The organism is Bradyrhizobium sp. SZCCHNRI20481 (assembly GCF_032485055.1).
Classification (GTDB): Bacteria; Pseudomonadota; Alphaproteobacteria; order Rhizobiales; family Xanthobacteraceae; genus Bradyrhizobium.
This window is the reverse complement of the sequence record NZ_JAUEUE010000007.1, coordinates 275799-291683: the sequence shown is the minus strand read 5'-3', so window position 1 is coordinate 291683 and position 15885 is coordinate 275799. Positions and strand designations below refer to the sequence as shown.

The 15885-nt window shown below is 66.4% G+C and carries 15 protein-coding genes; 8 read left to right on the top strand and 7 right to left on the bottom strand.

The genetic code is table 11. The features are described from left to right. Window positions 1-23: 23 nt before the first annotated feature. From QX132_RS14025 to QX132_RS13995, 7 genes are all read right to left on the bottom strand, one after another. Complete coding sequence (locus QX132_RS14025; protein ID WP_316161544.1) at window positions 24-1001, bottom strand: ABC transporter permease; 978 nt, start codon at window positions 999-1001, stop codon at window positions 24-26. Continuing rightward, the gene (locus QX132_RS14020) at window positions 998-1948 is read right to left on the bottom strand and encodes an ABC transporter permease (RefSeq protein ID WP_316161543.1); all 951 of its coding nucleotides are present in this window, start codon (window positions 1946-1948) and stop codon (window positions 998-1000) included. The genes QX132_RS14025 and QX132_RS14020 overlap by 4 nt, the downstream gene beginning before the upstream one ends. Beyond that, on the bottom strand, window positions 1941-3458 hold the full coding sequence (locus QX132_RS14015; protein ID WP_316161542.1) for a sugar ABC transporter ATP-binding protein: 1518 nt from the start codon (window positions 3456-3458) through the stop codon (window positions 1941-1943). The genes QX132_RS14020 and QX132_RS14015 overlap by 8 nt, the downstream gene beginning before the upstream one ends. Next, a complete protein-coding gene (locus QX132_RS14010) occupies window positions 3455-4849 on the bottom strand; it encodes an FAD-linked oxidase C-terminal domain-containing protein (RefSeq protein WP_316161654.1) in 1395 nt (464 codons plus the stop codon). The genes QX132_RS14015 and QX132_RS14010 overlap by 4 nt, the downstream gene beginning before the upstream one ends. Window positions 4850-4913: 64 nt before the next feature. Then, a complete protein-coding gene (locus QX132_RS14005; RefSeq protein ID WP_315754952.1) occupies window positions 4914-5798 on the bottom strand; it encodes an intradiol ring-cleavage dioxygenase in 885 nt (294 codons plus the stop codon). Between the two features lie 13 nt (window positions 5799-5811). Next, entirely contained in the window at window positions 5812-6711 is a 900-nt protein-coding gene (locus QX132_RS14000) for an NAD(P)-dependent oxidoreductase (RefSeq protein ID WP_315778892.1), read from the bottom strand. A gap of 84 nt (window positions 6712-6795) precedes the next feature. Continuing rightward, window positions 6796-7116 carry a Dabb family protein gene (locus QX132_RS13995; RefSeq protein WP_315754956.1) on the bottom strand — a complete coding sequence of 107 codons (321 nt, stop codon included), beginning with the start codon at window positions 7114-7116 and terminating at the stop codon, window positions 6796-6798. 104 nt (window positions 7117-7220) lie between these two features. Here QX132_RS13995 and QX132_RS13990 point away from each other — a divergent pair, with 104 nt between their 5' ends. From QX132_RS13990 to QX132_RS13955, 8 genes are all read left to right on the top strand, one after another. Further along, window positions 7221-8150, top strand: coding sequence for a LysR family transcriptional regulator (locus tag QX132_RS13990; RefSeq protein WP_315736697.1), 930 nt, complete (start codon window positions 7221-7223; stop codon window positions 8148-8150). Window positions 8151-9080: 930 nt separating this feature from the next. Next, window positions 9081-10091: a phosphate ABC transporter substrate-binding protein PstS gene (pstS, locus tag QX132_RS13985; protein ID WP_315736698.1), complete on the top strand. Its 1011-nt coding sequence runs from the start codon at window positions 9081-9083 to the stop codon at window positions 10089-10091. A 96-nt stretch (window positions 10092-10187) separates the two neighbouring features. Next, window positions 10188-11186, top strand: coding sequence for a phosphate ABC transporter permease subunit PstC (gene pstC, locus QX132_RS13980; RefSeq protein ID WP_315778888.1), 999 nt, complete (start codon window positions 10188-10190; stop codon window positions 11184-11186). A gap of 3 nt (window positions 11187-11189) precedes the next feature. Next, window positions 11190-12071 carry a phosphate ABC transporter permease PstA gene (pstA, locus tag QX132_RS13975; RefSeq protein ID WP_315778886.1) on the top strand — a complete coding sequence of 294 codons (882 nt, stop codon included), beginning with the start codon at window positions 11190-11192 and terminating at the stop codon, window positions 12069-12071. Next, on the top strand, window positions 12068-12889 hold the full coding sequence (pstB, locus tag QX132_RS13970; RefSeq protein ID WP_315713505.1) for a phosphate ABC transporter ATP-binding protein PstB: 822 nt from the start codon (window positions 12068-12070) through the stop codon (window positions 12887-12889). The genes pstA and pstB overlap by 4 nt, the downstream gene beginning before the upstream one ends. 30 nt (window positions 12890-12919) lie before the next feature. Continuing rightward, window positions 12920-13636 (top strand): phosphate signaling complex protein PhoU, encoded by a 717-nt coding sequence (gene phoU / locus QX132_RS13965; protein ID WP_315736702.1) that lies wholly within the window; start codon window positions 12920-12922, stop codon window positions 13634-13636. 16 nt (window positions 13637-13652) lie between these two features. Beyond that, window positions 13653-14360 (top strand): phosphate regulon transcriptional regulator PhoB, encoded by a 708-nt coding sequence (phoB, locus tag QX132_RS13960; protein WP_315754964.1) that lies wholly within the window; start codon window positions 13653-13655, stop codon window positions 14358-14360. A 145-nt stretch (window positions 14361-14505) separates the two neighbouring features. Then, on the top strand, window positions 14506-15822 hold the full coding sequence (locus QX132_RS13955; protein ID WP_315778884.1) for a trypsin-like serine protease: 1317 nt from the start codon (window positions 14506-14508) through the stop codon (window positions 15820-15822). Window positions 15823-15885: the final 63 nt, after the last annotated feature.

Below are 15885 nucleotides of genomic sequence, written 5' to 3'. Positions count from 1 at the left end.
GTTTTCTGAGTTTGCTTATGAGCTCATTGCGTCGGGCGCCGCGTCTTCATGTCGAGCCAGACGGCGATGATGACGATGATTCCGGTGACGAGCGGCTGCCAGTTGGCGCTGATCGCGAGCAGGTTCATGCCGTTCAGCACCAGCGTCAGGATCAGGGCGCCGATGAAGGTGCCGAACACGGTGCCGACGCCGCCGAACAGCGAAGTGCCGCCGATCAGCACCGCGGCGATGGCCGGCAGCGTCAGGCTTTCGCCGATGTCGGCTTCGGCGGAGTTGAGCCGCGACAGAAAGATGATCGAGGCGAGGCCGGCCATGGTGCCTGAGACGGTGTAGACCAGCAGCAGCCGGCGCGCGACCGGAATGCCGGAGAGTCGCGCCGCGACCGGATTGGCGCCGATGGCGTAGATCTCCTGGCCCCATGTGGTGCGTTGCGCGAACAGCGTTCCGATCGCGAGGAACACCAGCAGCAGATAGACCGGGATCGGCAGCCCGAGCAGATAGCCGCTGCCGATCTGGCGGAAGCCGGCCGGAAAGCCGTGGATCGTCTCGCCCGCCATGTACCAGTAGGTGACGCCGTTCAGCACCCAGAGCATGCCGTAGGTCGCGATGAAGGAGGGGATGCGGAGCGCCGTGACCATGAAGCCGTTGAGGAAGCCGACGCTGCCGCCCGCAAGCAGCCCCGTGGCGATCCCGAGCACCGGCGAGCCGGTCTGATGGATCACGGTGCCGGCGAGACACGCCGATAAGGCAACGTTGGCGCCGACCGACAGATCGAGGCCGGCGGTCAGCACCACGAGTGTCAGGCCGGAGGCGATGAAGAAGGTCAGGCTCGCCTGCCTGAGCACGTTGAGGATGTTGCCGAGGCTGAGGAAGGAGTCGCTCAGCACGGTCAGCGCGGCGCAGATCAGCAGCGCGGCGAGCAGCCGGTAGAACACCTGTGCCGCGTTCTGCGACAGGAACGACCGCTGCGGCAAGACGCTCTCTTTGGCGATGTCGGTCATGACCGGCTCCGCAGGCCGTCGAGGAACATCGCGACGATGACGAGCGCGCCGACGCTCGCGACCTGCACGGAGGATGGCAGCGACACCAGATTGAGGCCGTTGCGCAGCACGCCGACCGCGATGACGCCGAGCACGGTGCCGAGCAGCCAGCCATTGCCACGCTCGAACGAGGTGCCGCCGACCGCGACCGCCGCGATGGCGTCGAACTCCAGCCCGAGCCCTGCGGTCGGATGTCCCGAATTCATCCGCGCGGTCATCAGCAGACCGGCGATGCCCGCCATCGTGCCGCCGATCGCATAGACCGCGATCAGCAGCCGGGTCGGCGACAGGCCGGCATAGCGGAGCGCCTCGCGGTTGCCGCCGAGCGCGAAGATGTAGGTGCCGAACCTGGTGTGATAAAGCAGGCCGTGAAACACCGCGTAGGTTGCGAGCCCCATCACGATCGGCACGGGGATGCCGAGCAGCGTCGCCGAATAGATGTCGCGCACCCCGTGGGGAATGCCGACCACGCTCTGGCCGTCGCTCACGACCAGCGACAGGCCCTGCGCCATGCCGAGCGTGGCGAGGGTGGCCACGAACGGCGGAATCCCGACGATCGCGACCAGCCAGCCATTGACGGAGCCGAACGCCGCGCCGACCAGCACCGCGGCGCCGAGGCCCAGCAGCACGGACTTGGTCGCGAGCGAGACGATGGCGACGCAGAGCGACGTCAGCGTCAGCACCGCGCCCATCGAGAGGTCGAGCCCTTCAGTCATGATGATCAGGGTCATCGGCAGCGCGAGCATGGTCAGGATCGTCGACTGCACCAGCACATTGGAGAGGTTCGCGGCCGACAGGAAGCCCGGCGCGATCGCGCCGAACAGCGCGATCAGCAGCACCAGCACGATCGCCACGCCGGGGATGCGCTGCAGCGACCGGATCGGCGAAACGACGGCGGCGTCACTCATCATGCATCCCCAGTCGCACGATATTCTCCTCGGTCAGCTCGCTGCGCGCCAGGTGTCCGGCGATGCGGCCCTCGCGCATGACATAGGCGCGGTCGCAGACGTGGCAGATCTCGATCTGCTCGGACGAGATCATCAGCGCGGCCGCGCCCTCGGCGACCAGCCGGTCGATCAGCGCGAAGATCTCGGACTTGGCGCCGACGTCGATGCCGCGCGTCGGCTCGTCGAAGATGAACAGCCTGGCGCCGGCCGCGAGCCACTTGCCGATCACGACCTTCTGCTGGTTGCCGCCCGAGAGCAGGCCGACCGTCTGGCGCGCATTCGGTGTTGCGATCCGCAATTGCCGGATCAGCCCGTCCGCGGTGCGCTGTGCGCCGCGGGGATCGTAGAGCCCGCTGGGAAACAGCTTCTTCAGCGCCGAGACCACGAGGTTGTCCCCGACCGAGCGCAGCAGCGCCAGGCCCTCGCTCTTGCGGCTCTCGGGGATCAGCGCGATGCCGCGGCGGGCCGCGATGTCGGGCTCGCCCGCGATCGGTTTGCCGTCGAAGATGATCTCGCCCTCGCTGACCGGATCGGCGCCGAAGATCGCGCGCGCCACCTCGGTGCGGCCGGAGCCGACGAGGCCGCACAGGCCGACGATCTCACCCCGCCGCACCTCGATGTTGATGTCGGCGATCCCGGTCGTGGCGCTCAGTCCCTTGACCTCGAGCAGCAGCTCGCCGGGTGCTTCCGCGAACTGGCGCGGATAGGTCATGTCGACATTGCGACCGACCATCATGCGCACGAGTTGGTCGGGCGTGACGTCGGCGGGGCTGACATCGCCGATGCGGCGGCCGTCGCGCAGCACGGTGATGCGGTCGCCGAGCGCGAACACCTCGGCCATGCGGTGCGAGATGTAGACGATCGCGACGCCGTCCGCCTTCAGCCGTCGGATCAGCGCGAACAGCAGCTCCGCCTCGCGGTCGGACAGCGCCGCCGTCGGCTCGTCCATCACCAGGATCCGCGCATTCTGGCTGATCGCCTTGGCGATCTCGACCATCTGCTGCTGCGCGACGCCGAGCGTGTCGACGATGACAGAAGGATCGATGTCGAAGCCGATGCTGTCGAGCACGCGCTTCGCATCGGCCAGGATCCTGCGGCGGTCGATGGTGCCGGGCAGGCGGCCTTTCGGCTCGCGGCCGAGATAGATGTTCTGCGCGATGTCGAGGAACGGCACCAGCGAGAATTCCTGGAAGATCACGGCGATGCCGAGGTCTTGCGCATCGGCCGTCGAGGCGATCGCAACCTTCTTACCCTTGTAATAGACCTCACCCGCATCGGCGCTATAGGCGCCGCACAGGATCTTCATCAGGCTGGATTTGCCGGCGCCGTTCTCGCCGAGCAGCATATGGACTTCGCCCGGGTGGATCGTGAACGACACATCATCCAGCGCCTTGACGCCCGGAAACTCCTTGCTGATGCCGCGCAGCTCCAGCAGCGGCGATGGAGATGCGATGGCGGCTGCGGCGCTCATGCCTGCGCTCCGGCGGCGAAGATCTTGCCCGGATTCATCAGGCCATCCGGATCGAGCGCGGCCTTGATGGCGCGCATCACCGCGACGGCTTCGCCGAGCTCGTCCCGGAGATAGTCGACCTTGCCGAGGCCGATGCCGTGCTCGCCGGTGCAGGTGCCGTCCATCGCGATCGCGCGCGCCACCATGCGCGACTGCAGCGCCTTGGCGCCGGCCAGCTCGTGCTCATCAGTTGGATCGATCAGGATCAGCATGTGGAAATTGCCGTCGCCGACATGGCCGACGATCGGTGCGAGGAAGCCGTTGGCGTCGGCGTCCCGGCGCGTTTCGGTCAGGCATTCGGCCAGCCGGGAGATCGGCACGCAGACATCGGTGATGACGGCGCGGGCGCCGGGGCGCAGGCCGAGGCCGGCGTAGAGCGTATTGTCGCGGGCGTGCCAGAGCCGGCTGCGATCCTCGGCGGCCTTGGCCGAGGCGAAGCCTCGGCCGCCATGCTCGATCGCGATCGCCTCCGCCGTCTGCGCCTGCTCGGCGACGGCGGCATCAGAGCCGTGGAATTCCAGGAACAGCGTCGGGGCTTCCCGATAGCCGAGCTTCGCATAGGCATTGATGCCGCGCATCATAACGTCATCGACGAGCTCGATGCGGGCGGCGGGGACGGCCGACTGGATCAGCGCGATCGCTGTGTCGACCGCGTCGTGCAAAGTCGGGAAGCTGCAGGTTGCGGCCGAGATCGCCTGGGGCAGGGGATGCAGCTTCAGCGTGATCTCGGTGATCACGCCGAGTGTCCCCTCCGATCCGACGAACAGCCGTGTCAGGTCGTAGCCGGCGGCGGATTTGCGCGCACGCTTCGCGGTACGGATCACCCGGCCGTCGGCCAGAACCACCTCCAATGCGAGGACGTTGTCCTTCATGGTGCCGTAGCGCACCGCCATGGTGCCGGAGGCACGGGTCGAACTCATGCCGCCGATCGAGGCATCGGCCCCGGGATCGATCGGAAAGAACAGGCCTGTCCCGCGCAGCTCGGCATTGAGCTGCTTGCGGGTGATGCCGGGCTGCACCACGACGTCCATGTCGGCGTCATGCACGGCCAGCACCTTGTTCATGCGGGCGAAGTCGAAACAGACCCCACCCGCGACAGCCGCAGCGTTGCCTTCGAGCGACGTGCCGGCGCCGAACGGCACGATCGGCGTGGCAGCCTCGGCGCACAGCCTGACGATGTCGGCGACCTCCTGCGTCGTCTCGGGAAACACGACGATGTCGGGCGGCATCGCCGGATAGTACGACTCGCTCCGGCCGTGCTGATCCAGCACGCCGCGCGCGAGACTCGCACGCGGCCCGATCAGGTTCGAAAGCCGCTCGGCCAATGCGCCGGTGCCGACCCGCAACTCCATCATTCCTCCCGTCCGCTTCCTCGACGATGACAGGACTCTTGACGGTCCTTGTCGTCCGCTCAGCTCAAACCTGATTGGCGCGCTCCGCAAGCCGTTTCAGGCCGAAATCATAATTGAGATGAAAATATCCGTCCGTCACCATGCGGCCATCTGGCGCACGGCCCGGCGGGCAGCGCGTGAAGTCGCGGATCAGGCTGTCCTTGACGCCGAACACGACGTCGGAATCGAGATACTGGTCACCGGCCACGAACACATGCGTCACCAGCCGCTCGAAGCCCGGCGCCGAGATCATGAAATGCACATGCGCCGGCCGCCACGGATGCCGCCCCTGCGCCGTGAGCATGTCGCCGACCGGCCCGTCGTTGGGGATCGGATAGGCGGCGGGCTTGATCGACCAGAAATGGAAGCGGCCGTCGGCGTCGGTATGGAAGCGCGCGCGCATGGCGAGATCGCCGATCTGCTCGAGCCGCTGCACGTCGTAATAGCCGTCGTCGTCGGAGTGCCAGACGTCGACCACGGCGCCTGCCAGCGGCGCGCCGTCCGCGCTCGACACCGAGCCGGTCACCAGCAGCGGATCGCCTTTCATCGGGCCCGCGATATCGTCGCCGTTGGCGCGTTCCGGCGCCGCCTGGACGAAGAAGGGGCCGAGCACCGTGGTCTCGGTGGCGCCTTCCGGCACCGGATGATTGATGGCGTCGACCAGCATCGAAACGCCGAGCGTATCCGACAGCAGGATGAACTCCTGGCGCTTGTCGTCGCACATCTGGCCGGTGCGGGTCAGGAAGTCGATGCCGTATTCCCATTCCTGCTGAGTCGGACGGACCTCGCGCACGAAGGCATGGAGATGCCGCACCAGCGCCTCGCTGACCTGTTTGATCCGCGCATCACGCGCGCCCGCCAAGCGTTCGAGCACGGCATCTGTGATCGTGGTTTCGTTGAAGTTGCGCAAGACGCGGCTCCTTTCAGAGAGGCTCGCCGAGCCCGGACAGCCGCTCGACATGCCGGACGGTGGCGAGGAAGTCGGTGTCGGCATCGCCTGACGCGATCAGCGCGCCATAGGTCTCACGGACCTGCGCCGCGAGCTGCAGCGGCACGCCGACGGCATGGCCGGCGCCGAGAATCAGATCGAGATCCTTGGCCATCTGCGCGCAGGAGAACGTCGCGGCAAAGTCGCGCGCCAGCAGCGGCGCGGTCTTGTACTTCACCATCGGCGAGGCGACTGCGCTGTCATGCAGCACCTGCAGAATGTCGGGCCAGGCGATGCCGCCCTTGCGTGCGAGGGCGAGGCTTTCGGCCATCATCGCCGCCGTCGTCGCGATCATCAGGTTGACGGCGAGCTTGGCGTAGCGCGCCTCTTCCGCCGCGCCCAGATAGGTCTGCGCGCGCGTGAAGCCGGCCAGCACCGGCGTAATCAGGGTGAACGCCTCTCTTGGACCGGACACGAAGCACGTCAGCTCGCCGGTGTGGGCGATGCTGGCATTGCCGGAGATCGGCGTGCGCAGATAGGCGACGTCGCGAGCGCTCGCGGCGGCCGCGACCGCGCTCGACGCGTCGACACCCACGGTGCTGGTCTCGATCAGGATCGCGCCCGGCGCCATGGCCGCGATCAGTCCGCCGCTGTCCAGCATCGCCGCGCGCAGTGCGGTATCGTCGGGCAGTGACGAGATGACGACGGCATGGTCGCGCACCGCCTCGGCAGCGGACGACGCGGCGGCCATGCCGAGCGCACGTGCCTCGTCGAGCCGGGCGGCGTTGGGATCGAACGCCGTGACGTCATGGCCGGCCTTGGCGAGCCGCGCCGCGATCGGCAGGCCGATCTTGCCGATGCCGATGAAGGCGAGGCGCTTGTCAGGAAGTGACATGGGTGAGGTCCGCCGATTGCTTCATTTGCTGCGCCTGTGGCGACGCGATGCTGCCTCGCAGGTTCGTCGACGTGAGGGGGCCGGTCACGTGCCGGTCGCCACGGGATAGTCGACCTGGAAGCGGCCGATCCTGAGGTCGCCGAGCTCCTCGCGGACGCGCAGGTGCTCCGGATGCGACGCATAGGCCTTCAATGCGGCGCTGCTGGCGAATTCGGAGAACAGGACGACGTCGCAGGCATAGTCGACGTCGCTGACATCGAGACCGACCTCGATGTGGGTCAGGCCGTCGATCCGGCCTTTCAAACTCTCGAACAGGGTCTTGACCTTGAGCCGGGCCGCGGCGCGCTCGGCAGCCGTTTCGGCGCGCAGCCGCCACATCACGATGTGCCTGATCGGCCCCGTCATTCGTGCGTTCCTCACCTGTGCTTGGTCTTGTCGGACGATTTTGCCTTGCAGGAAATGGAAATAAAGGACAAAAATTGTAACTCTGTTTTCCGCTCAGCGTAACAATGGACCGTCTGCTCCAACTCGAGGTGTTTTCCAAGACGGCCGAGCTGGGCAGCCTGTCCAAGGCCGCCGAGTCCCTGCGGATGTCCAACGCCGCGGCGAGCCGGCATCTCAGCGCGCTGGAGGAACGGCTCGCGGTGCGCCTGATCGAGCGCAACACGCGCCGGCTCTGGCTGACCGAAGCCGGGCAGGAGCTGCTGCAGCGCTGCGGCCCGCTGCTCAACGAGCTGGCCGAGGCCGAGGACGCCGTCAGCGACCGCGCGCTGTCGCCGCAGGGCATGCTGCGCGTCACCAGCTCGCTGTCGTTCGCGACGATCTATCTCGCGCCGATGCTGCCGGCGTTTCGCGCGATGTATCCAAAGCTGAGCCTGCAGATCATCGCCGCCAACCGCTACCCGGATTTCATCGAGGCGGGCATCGACGTGGCGATCCGCACCCGCGAGCATGAGCCGGACTCGGGCATCGTCGTCCGCCGCATCGGGCAGATGCGGCGCGTGCTGGCGGCCGCGCCGTCCTATCTCGCGAGCCGTGGCTGTCCCGTCGTTCCCGGCGATCTGGTGCGCCACGACATGCTGATCTACAATCTTGCCAATGATCCGTATTCCCTGTCCCTGCGCAACGGCACGACAGCCCAGAGCATTCGGATCGCGCCGACGCTCGACAGTAATGACGGCCAGGTGATCAAGGGCGCCGCGCTTGCCGGGCTCGGCATCCTGATCCAGCCGCTCTACATCGTGCAGAGCGACATTCTGGCCGGCCGGCTGGTGCCGGTCCTGCTCGACTGGGAGTTGCCGCTCTTGACGATGAACATCGCCTACCAGAACCGCGTCAGGCTGCCGGCCAAGATCAGGGTGTTCGCCGATTTCCTCGTCGATCACATCCGGACCCATTCCGACCCGGGAATCTGGATCGAGCCGCCCAAGCCGGATTGAGCCGATGCCCGCGTGCGGGGGAGGGCGGATCATGTTCTGAGAAAAATAATTACCTTGCTATTTTTCGGAAATCATGGTCTCCTGCGTGCATCCCGCCTCGAGCAGAGGGACGTACGCGTCGTCACGAACGTGGAGGTGGGCTGCGATGGACGTGACGGCTGTGCCAGACGAGCGCAGGCGGCGCGGACGGCGAAGTCGTGTGGTCCTGGCCTCTCGACGCTGAGGTCAAGTCCGTGGTCGTTGCTTGACGGCACGCGCGGGCGATGGGGGCAAGAACGCCGATCCCCAGGGAGAGCACGAAGGACACCGTTAACACCGTCGCGCGGGGAAGGCCGGGTCTGTCCGGCTGTACCTGTGGTACCTGCCGCCTGCATTCTTTTGAGCAGGCGGGCCACGGGCCTCAGCCGAGGTCCGGCCTTCCTCGCGCCCTCTCATGATCAGGAGGGACACGACGAACCCACACCTCGGGCCTCGTAGGCCGCGGGAACGCACGCGCTCATCTCCATGGCTGCTCATGTCGCCAACCCAATCCCCGGTGTCGTCCCGGACAAGCGCGCACAGCGCGCCGATCCGGGACCCATAACCCCAGGGCGCAGACGGGCATCCAGTACGCCGCGGCGTCTCGGCGGATCATGGCCGCCGGTGGTATGCTGGTTCGCCCGCCCGCGCGGGCGATGACGGCGGTGATGGTCTGTCCTCGGGGGGGAGCGACGCTCGCACGGACGCGAGGTGCCGCAGCCCGCCGCAATATGTCGGTTGGCCCGTAGAAATTCGGATTTGGATCGAAAGATCAATACTTATCAACGGCTTGTGACTGTCATCCGACTGTCATCGAACCTTTATAAAAGCCACACTGAGGCCCCGTAAAGCGGCCGGGGAAGCGCAATCGGGCGCAGATGGCGCTTCGCTTCCCAAGCATGGAGACCAGCTATGAATTTCGTCAAAGCTATCGTCGCTGCCGGCTTGGTCGCCGCATCGACGTCGGCCTTCGCTGCCGACATTACCGGTGCGGGCGCGACGTTCCCGTTCCCGATCTATTCCAAGTGGGCGGACGCCTACAAGAAGGAGACCGGCAACGGTCTGAACTACCAGTCGATCGGTTCTGGCGGCGGCATCAAGCAGATCCAGGCCAAGACCGTGACCTTTGGCGCCACCGACGCGCCGCTCAAGGCCGAGCAGCTCGAGAAGGACGGCCTGGTGCAGTGGCCGATGGTGATGGGCGGCATCGTGCCGGTCGTCAACCTCGAGGGCGTGAAGCCGGGCGAGATGGTGCTGGACGGCGAGACGCTCGCCAACATCTATCTCGGCAAGATCACCAAGTGGGATGACGCCGCGATCAAGAAGCTCAACCCCAGCGTCAAGCTGCCGTCCGATGCGATCGCCGTGGTCCGCCGCTCCGACGGCTCGGGCACGACCTTCAACTTCACCTACTACCTCTCCGAGGTGAGCGCCGACTGGAAGAGCAAGATCGGCTTCAACACCGCCGTCGAGTGGCCGGTCGGTGTCGGCGCCAAGGGCAACGAGGGTGTGTCCGGCAACATCGGCCAGACCAAGAACTCGATCGGCTATGTCGAGTACGCCTATGCCAAGCAGAACAAGCTCACCTACACCGGCATGATGAACAAAGCCGGCAAGACCGTGCAGCCGACCGTCGAGGCCTTCCAGGCCGCGGCCGCGAATGCCGACTGGGCCAAGGCCCCCGGCTACTACGTGATCCTCGCCAACCAGCCCGGCGACAAGTCCTGGCCGATGACGGCGGCGACCTTCATCCTGATGCACAAGGAGCCGGCCGACAAGGCGGCGTCCGGCGAAGCCATCAAGTTCTTCAAGTGGTCGTTCGAGAAGGGCGGCAAGATGGCTGAGGAGCTCGACTACATCCCGATGCCCGACAGCGTCGTGAAGCTGATCGAGAAGACCTGGTCGGCCGACATCAAGAGCTGAGCTGGACGTATCGAAAATCCCCTCTCCCGGCCTCCGGGGGAGGGACGCTACCGGGGTTGCGGCGTGTCCAAGGAACAGGGGGCAGAATTGGCAGAGATGGCGGTTCAGACCGAAGTCAGCGATATCGCGGCCGCTGCCGGACCCTATGACCGGGCACGCGCGCTCAACGCCTTCAAGCTCGGCGACGTGACCTTCTATTGGATCACGCGGCTGTCCGCGATCTCCGTCCTGTTGATCCTGGGCGGCATCATCCTGTCGCTCATCGTCGGCGCATGGCCGGCCATGAGAGAATATGGCTTCGAATTCCTGTGGACGCGGCGCTGGGCGCCGTCGGCCGATCCGCCGGTGCTCGGCGCGCTCGGCCCGATCTACGGCACCTTGGTCACGTCCTTCATTGCGATGCTGATCGCCATTCCGGTCGGTCTGGGCATTGCGATCTTCCTCACCGAGCTGTGCCCGCAATGGCTGCGCCGTCCGATCGGACTTGCCATCGAGCTGCTCGCCGGCATTCCCTCGATCATCTACGGCATGTGGGGCTTCTTCGTGCTGGGGCCGTTCCTGGCCTATACGTTCCAGCCGTTCATGATCAATCTCTGCGCCGGCATCCCCGTGCTGCAGGACATCTTCGCCGGTCCCCCGTCCTATCTCAGCCTGTTCAACGCCTCGCTGATCCTGGCGATCATGGTGCTACCGTTCATCACCTCGATCTCGGTCGACGTGTTCAAGACCGTCCCGCCGGTGCTGAAGGAAGCCGCTTACGGGGTCGGCTGCACCACCTGGGAGGTCGTGCGCAGCGTCGTCATTCCCTACACCCGCGTCGGCGTCATCGGCGGCGTCATGCTGGCGCTGGGCCGTGCGCTCGGCGAAACGATGGCGGTGACCTTCATCATCGGCAACTCGTTCCGGATCTCATCCTCGATCTTCGCGCCGGGCACCACGATCTCGGCCGCCATCGCCTCCGAATTCCAGGAGAGCGACGGGCTGCACCAGTCGAGCCTGATCCTGCTCGGTCTGCTGCTGTTCGTGCTCACCTTCTTCGTGCTGGCGAGCGCGCGGCTGATGCTCATGCGGCTCGAAGCCAAGGCGGGAAGATAAGCCATGTCCAGCGCTGACACGCTTACACTCGATGCGCAGGTCAATCCGATCTATGCGCGCCGGCGCCGCAGGGACATCGTGATCCGCGGCCTCTGCGTCGCCGCCGCGATGTTCGGCGTCACCTGGCTGGCGTTGATCCTGTTCACGCTGTTCTATAACGGACTCGCCGGCCTCAGCCTGCAGGTTTTTGCCGCCGACACGCCGCCGCCCGGCTCCAGCGAAGGCGGCCTGCGCAACGCCATCGTCGGCTCCTTGATCATGACGATCATCGGCGTCGGCATCGGCGCGCCGCTCGGCCTGTTCGCCGGCACCTATCTCGCCGAATACGGCCGCAACGACCGCCTGACCTCGGTGATCCGCTTCATCAACGACATCCTGCTGTCGGCGCCCTCGATCATCATCGGCCTGTTCATCTATGGTGCGGTCGTGGTGCCGATGGGCGGCTTCTCGGCACTCGCGGGTTCCCTTGCATTGGCGGTCATCGTGATCCCGGTGGTGCTGCGCACCACCGAGGACATGCTGCTGCTCGTGCCCAACCCGCTGCGCGAGGCGGCGTCTGCGCTCGGCCTGCCGCGCTCGCTGGTGATCCGCCGCATCGCCTATCGGGCGGCGCGCTCGGGCCTCATCACCGGCGTGCTGCTTGCCACCGCCCGCGTCGCCGGCGAGACCGCGCCTCTGCTGTTCACCGCGCTGTCGAACCAGTTCTGGAGCCTCAACCTTTCCAGGACGATGGCGAACCTGCCCGTCACCATCAACAATTTCGTCCAGAGCCCTTATGCCTACTGGAAGCAACTGGCCTGGAGCGGAGCCCTTCTCATCACTCTGGCCGTGCTCGCCCTGAACATCGGTGCACGCATTCTCGGCGCCGAGAGGAACACCAAATGACCGAACTGTCCGTCTCCGTCAGTCAGCCCAATCACGCTCTTCACGGCAAGGCGCTTCCGGATGCGCCGGCCAAGGTGACCGCGCGCAACCTCAACTTCTACTACGGCGACCATCACGCGCTGAAGAACATCAACCTGTCGCTGGGCACCAACCGCGTCACCGCGTTCATCGGCCCGTCCGGCTGCGGCAAGTCCACGCTGCTGCGCATCTTCAACCGGATGTACGATCTCTATCCGGGCCAGCGGGCGACCGGGCAGCTGATGCTCGACAACACCAACATCCTCGATCCCAAGCTCGATCTGAATCTGCTGCGCGCCCGGGTCGGCATGGTGTTCCAGAAGCCGACGCCGTTCCCGATGACGATCTACGAGAACATCGCCTTCGGCATCCGCCTCTATGAGAAGATCTCGAAGTCGGAGATGGACGACCGGGTCGAGAAGGCGCTGCGCGGCGGCGCGCTGTGGAACGAGGTCAAGGACAAGCTCAACGCCTCGGGCCTGTCGCTGTCCGGCGGCCAGCAGCAGCGACTGTGCATCGCGCGCACCGTGGCGGTCCGGCCGGAGGTGATCTTGTTCGACGAGCCGTGCTCGGCGCTCGATCCGATCTCGACCGCCAAGGTCGAGGAGCTGATCCAGGAGCTCGCCGAAAACTATACGATCGCCATCGTGACGCATAACATGCAGCAGGCGGCGCGCGTCTCCGACAAGACCGCCTTCATGTATCTCGGCGAGCTGATCGAGTTCGACGACACCAGCAAGATCTTCACCTCGCCGAGTGATCGGCGGACCCAGGATTACATCACCGGCCGGTTCGGCTGACGCCGACGACATTGTCTTCAGGAGATCATCATGGCCAGTGAACATACCGCCAAGGCGTTCGACAGCGATCTGCAGGACCTCACCCGTCTGGTATCGGAGATGGGCGGCCTCGCGGAGCGGCTGATCGTCGATTCCGTCGATGCGCTGGTGCGGCGCGACATCGCGCTCGGCCAGAAGGTGGTCGCCACCGACGCCGAGGTCGACAAGCTGCAGCGCATCATCGAGGAGCGCGCCGTGCTCACGATCGCCCGTCGCCAGCCGATGGCGGTCGACCTGCGCGAGATCGTCGGCGCGATGCGCGTGGCGACCGATCTGGAGCGCATCGGCGACCTCGCCAAGAACATCGGCAAGCGCGTCGCGGCGCTGGAGAGCGACTTCCATCCGCTGAAGCTGATCCGCGGCCTCGAGCACATGACCGATCTGGTGCAGTCGCAGGTCAAGACGGTGCTGGACGCCTATGCCGCGCATGACCTGCCGGCGGCGATGACGGTGTGGAAGGGCGACGAGGAAGTCGACGCCATCTGCACCTCGCTGTTCCGCGAGCTCCTGACCTACATGATGGAGGATCCGCGCAACATCTCGTTCTGCATCCACCTGATGTTCTGCGCCAAGAACATCGAGCGCATCGGCGATCACGCGACCAACATCGCCGAGACTGTATTCTATATGATCGAAGGCCAGCAGATCATGGACAAGCGCCCGAAGGGCGACATGACGAGCTTCGCGACGACGATTCCCGGTAACTAAGAGAGACGGTTCAGACATGGGCGCCCGAATTCTGGTGGTGGAGGACGAGGAGGCGCTGACGACGCTGCTGCGCTACAACCTCGAGGCCGAAGGCTACGAGGTCGAGACCGTGGCGCGCGGCGACGAGGCCGACACGCGGCTGAAGGAGCGCGTTCCGGATCTCGTCGTGCTCGACTGGATGCTGCCGGGCCTCTCCGGCATCGAGCTGTGCCGCCGCCTGCGCGCGCGCTCCGAGACCCGGCAACTGCCGATCATCATGCTGACGGCGCGCGGCGAGGAGAGCGAGCGCGTGCGCGGACTCGCCACCGGCGCCGACGACTACATCGTCAAGCCGTTCTCGGTGCCGGAGCTCCTGGCGCGCGTGAAAGGCCTGCTGCGGCGGGCGAGCCCGGAGCGGCTGGCGACCGTGCTGTCCTATGGCGACATCGAGCTCGACCGCGAGAAACGCCGCGTGGCGCGCTCGGGGCGGCCGATCGATCTCGGCCCGACCGAATACCGCCTGCTCGAATTCTTCCTCGAGCACCCCGGCCGCGTGTTCAGCCGCGAACAGCTGCTCGACAGCGTCTGGGGCCGCGACATCTACATCGACGAGCGCACCGTCGACGTCCATATCGGCCGCCTGCGCAAGCTGCTCAATCCCGGCCGCGAGCAGGACCCGATCCGCACCGTGCGCGGCGCCGGTTATGCGCTCGATGATCGCTTCGCCAAGAGCGAGCAGGTGTAAGGGCGATGGGCGTGAGGATGAAGAAGGTGTGAGGCGCGAGCGGGCCCGATTGAGGAGATCGCGGTCCGCTTTCCGCCACGCCGCCGCCGTCTTGATCGTGTCTGCTTCGTGGCCCGTCACGATGTTTCGGTCCCAGCGGACGCCCTTGATCAAGACCATCATCATATCTCTTGTCATGCTGCTCGGCAGCTTGGCGGGCGCCACGGCCGCCGAGCTCGAAGACGCGGTCGCGGCGGCAGGCAACGGGCAGCATGCGGCGGCGATGCGACGGCTGCTGCCGCTGGCCGCCAAGGGCGATGCGCGGGCGCAGTTCGACGTCGGCTTCATGCAGGCGTTCGGCTGGGGCGTGCCGCGTAATCCGAGCGAGGCGCTGGCCTGGTACCGCAAGGCCGCCGATCAGGGGCTCGCCGTCGCGCAACATTATCTCGGCATCGCCTACGTCAATGGCGAGGGTGTTGCCTCCAACTACGGCGAAGCCAGTCGCTGGTTCAGCCGCGCCGCGGCGCAGGGCTTCGCCCAGTCGCAATACATGCTCGGCCTGATGCTGCTCGACGGCCGCGGTGTGAAACAGGACGTCGTGCAGGGCTATGCCTGGCTGGTGATGGCGGGCCGTAGTGGCGTGCGATCGGCCGGCCGCGACGTGCAGCGGGTCAGGTTGACCGAGCCGCAGCGCGTCCAGGCCCAGAGCGCCATTGCGTCCTGGCAGCCGAAACCGGAATCGGCGGATGCGGGCATTGCCACTCCGCGTCCGGAGCAACTGCTCGGGCTCGATCGCCACATCGGCGAGGTCGTCGATCCCACCTCCTGGCCGGCGTCGTCGATCGGCGTCGTCACCGTCGCGCAATACTCGAGCGGCGGCTGGTGCACCGGCACCCTGGTGGCGCCGCGCGTCGTGCTCACCGCCGCGCATTGCGTCTTCAACGGCGTGGCGCAGGTCAGCCCCGGCAATGTCCGCTTCCTGGCCGGCATGAACCGTGGCACGCCGGCGGCATCGTCGGTCGCCGACAAGCTGATCGTGGCGCCCGATTTCGTTCCGACCCGGCACGACAGATGGTCGCTCGACCGCTCGCCCGCCGATTGGGCGCTGATCGTGCTGAAGGATGCTCTGCCGTCGAAGCCGGTGGCGGTCAAGGCGCTGACCCGCGAGGAGCTCGCGGCTGCGACCACGGCCGGAACCATCTCCGAGATCGGCTATGGCCAGGAGCGGCGCTATTCGCCGACCGGCCAGCGCAATTGCAGCGCCGGCATGACCGGGGATGCCCGGCTGTTGACAGTGCATTGCCTGGCCAATTTCGGCTATTCGGGCTCGCCGATCCTGGCCGAGGTCGGCGGGGAGCCGGCCGTGGTCGGCATCTTCTCGGCGTTCCACGAGGAGACCCGGCTGATGTTCGCCGCCCCCGCGAGCCAGTTCGAGGCGGTCGTGCGGCGCGAGATCGCGGCACAGAGTGCCTCGGCGCGGTGAGGGAAGGAGGGGGCGAGAGGGACGAGGTCCCCGCCGCTGGTCATGATCTGTGCGTGACTGGAT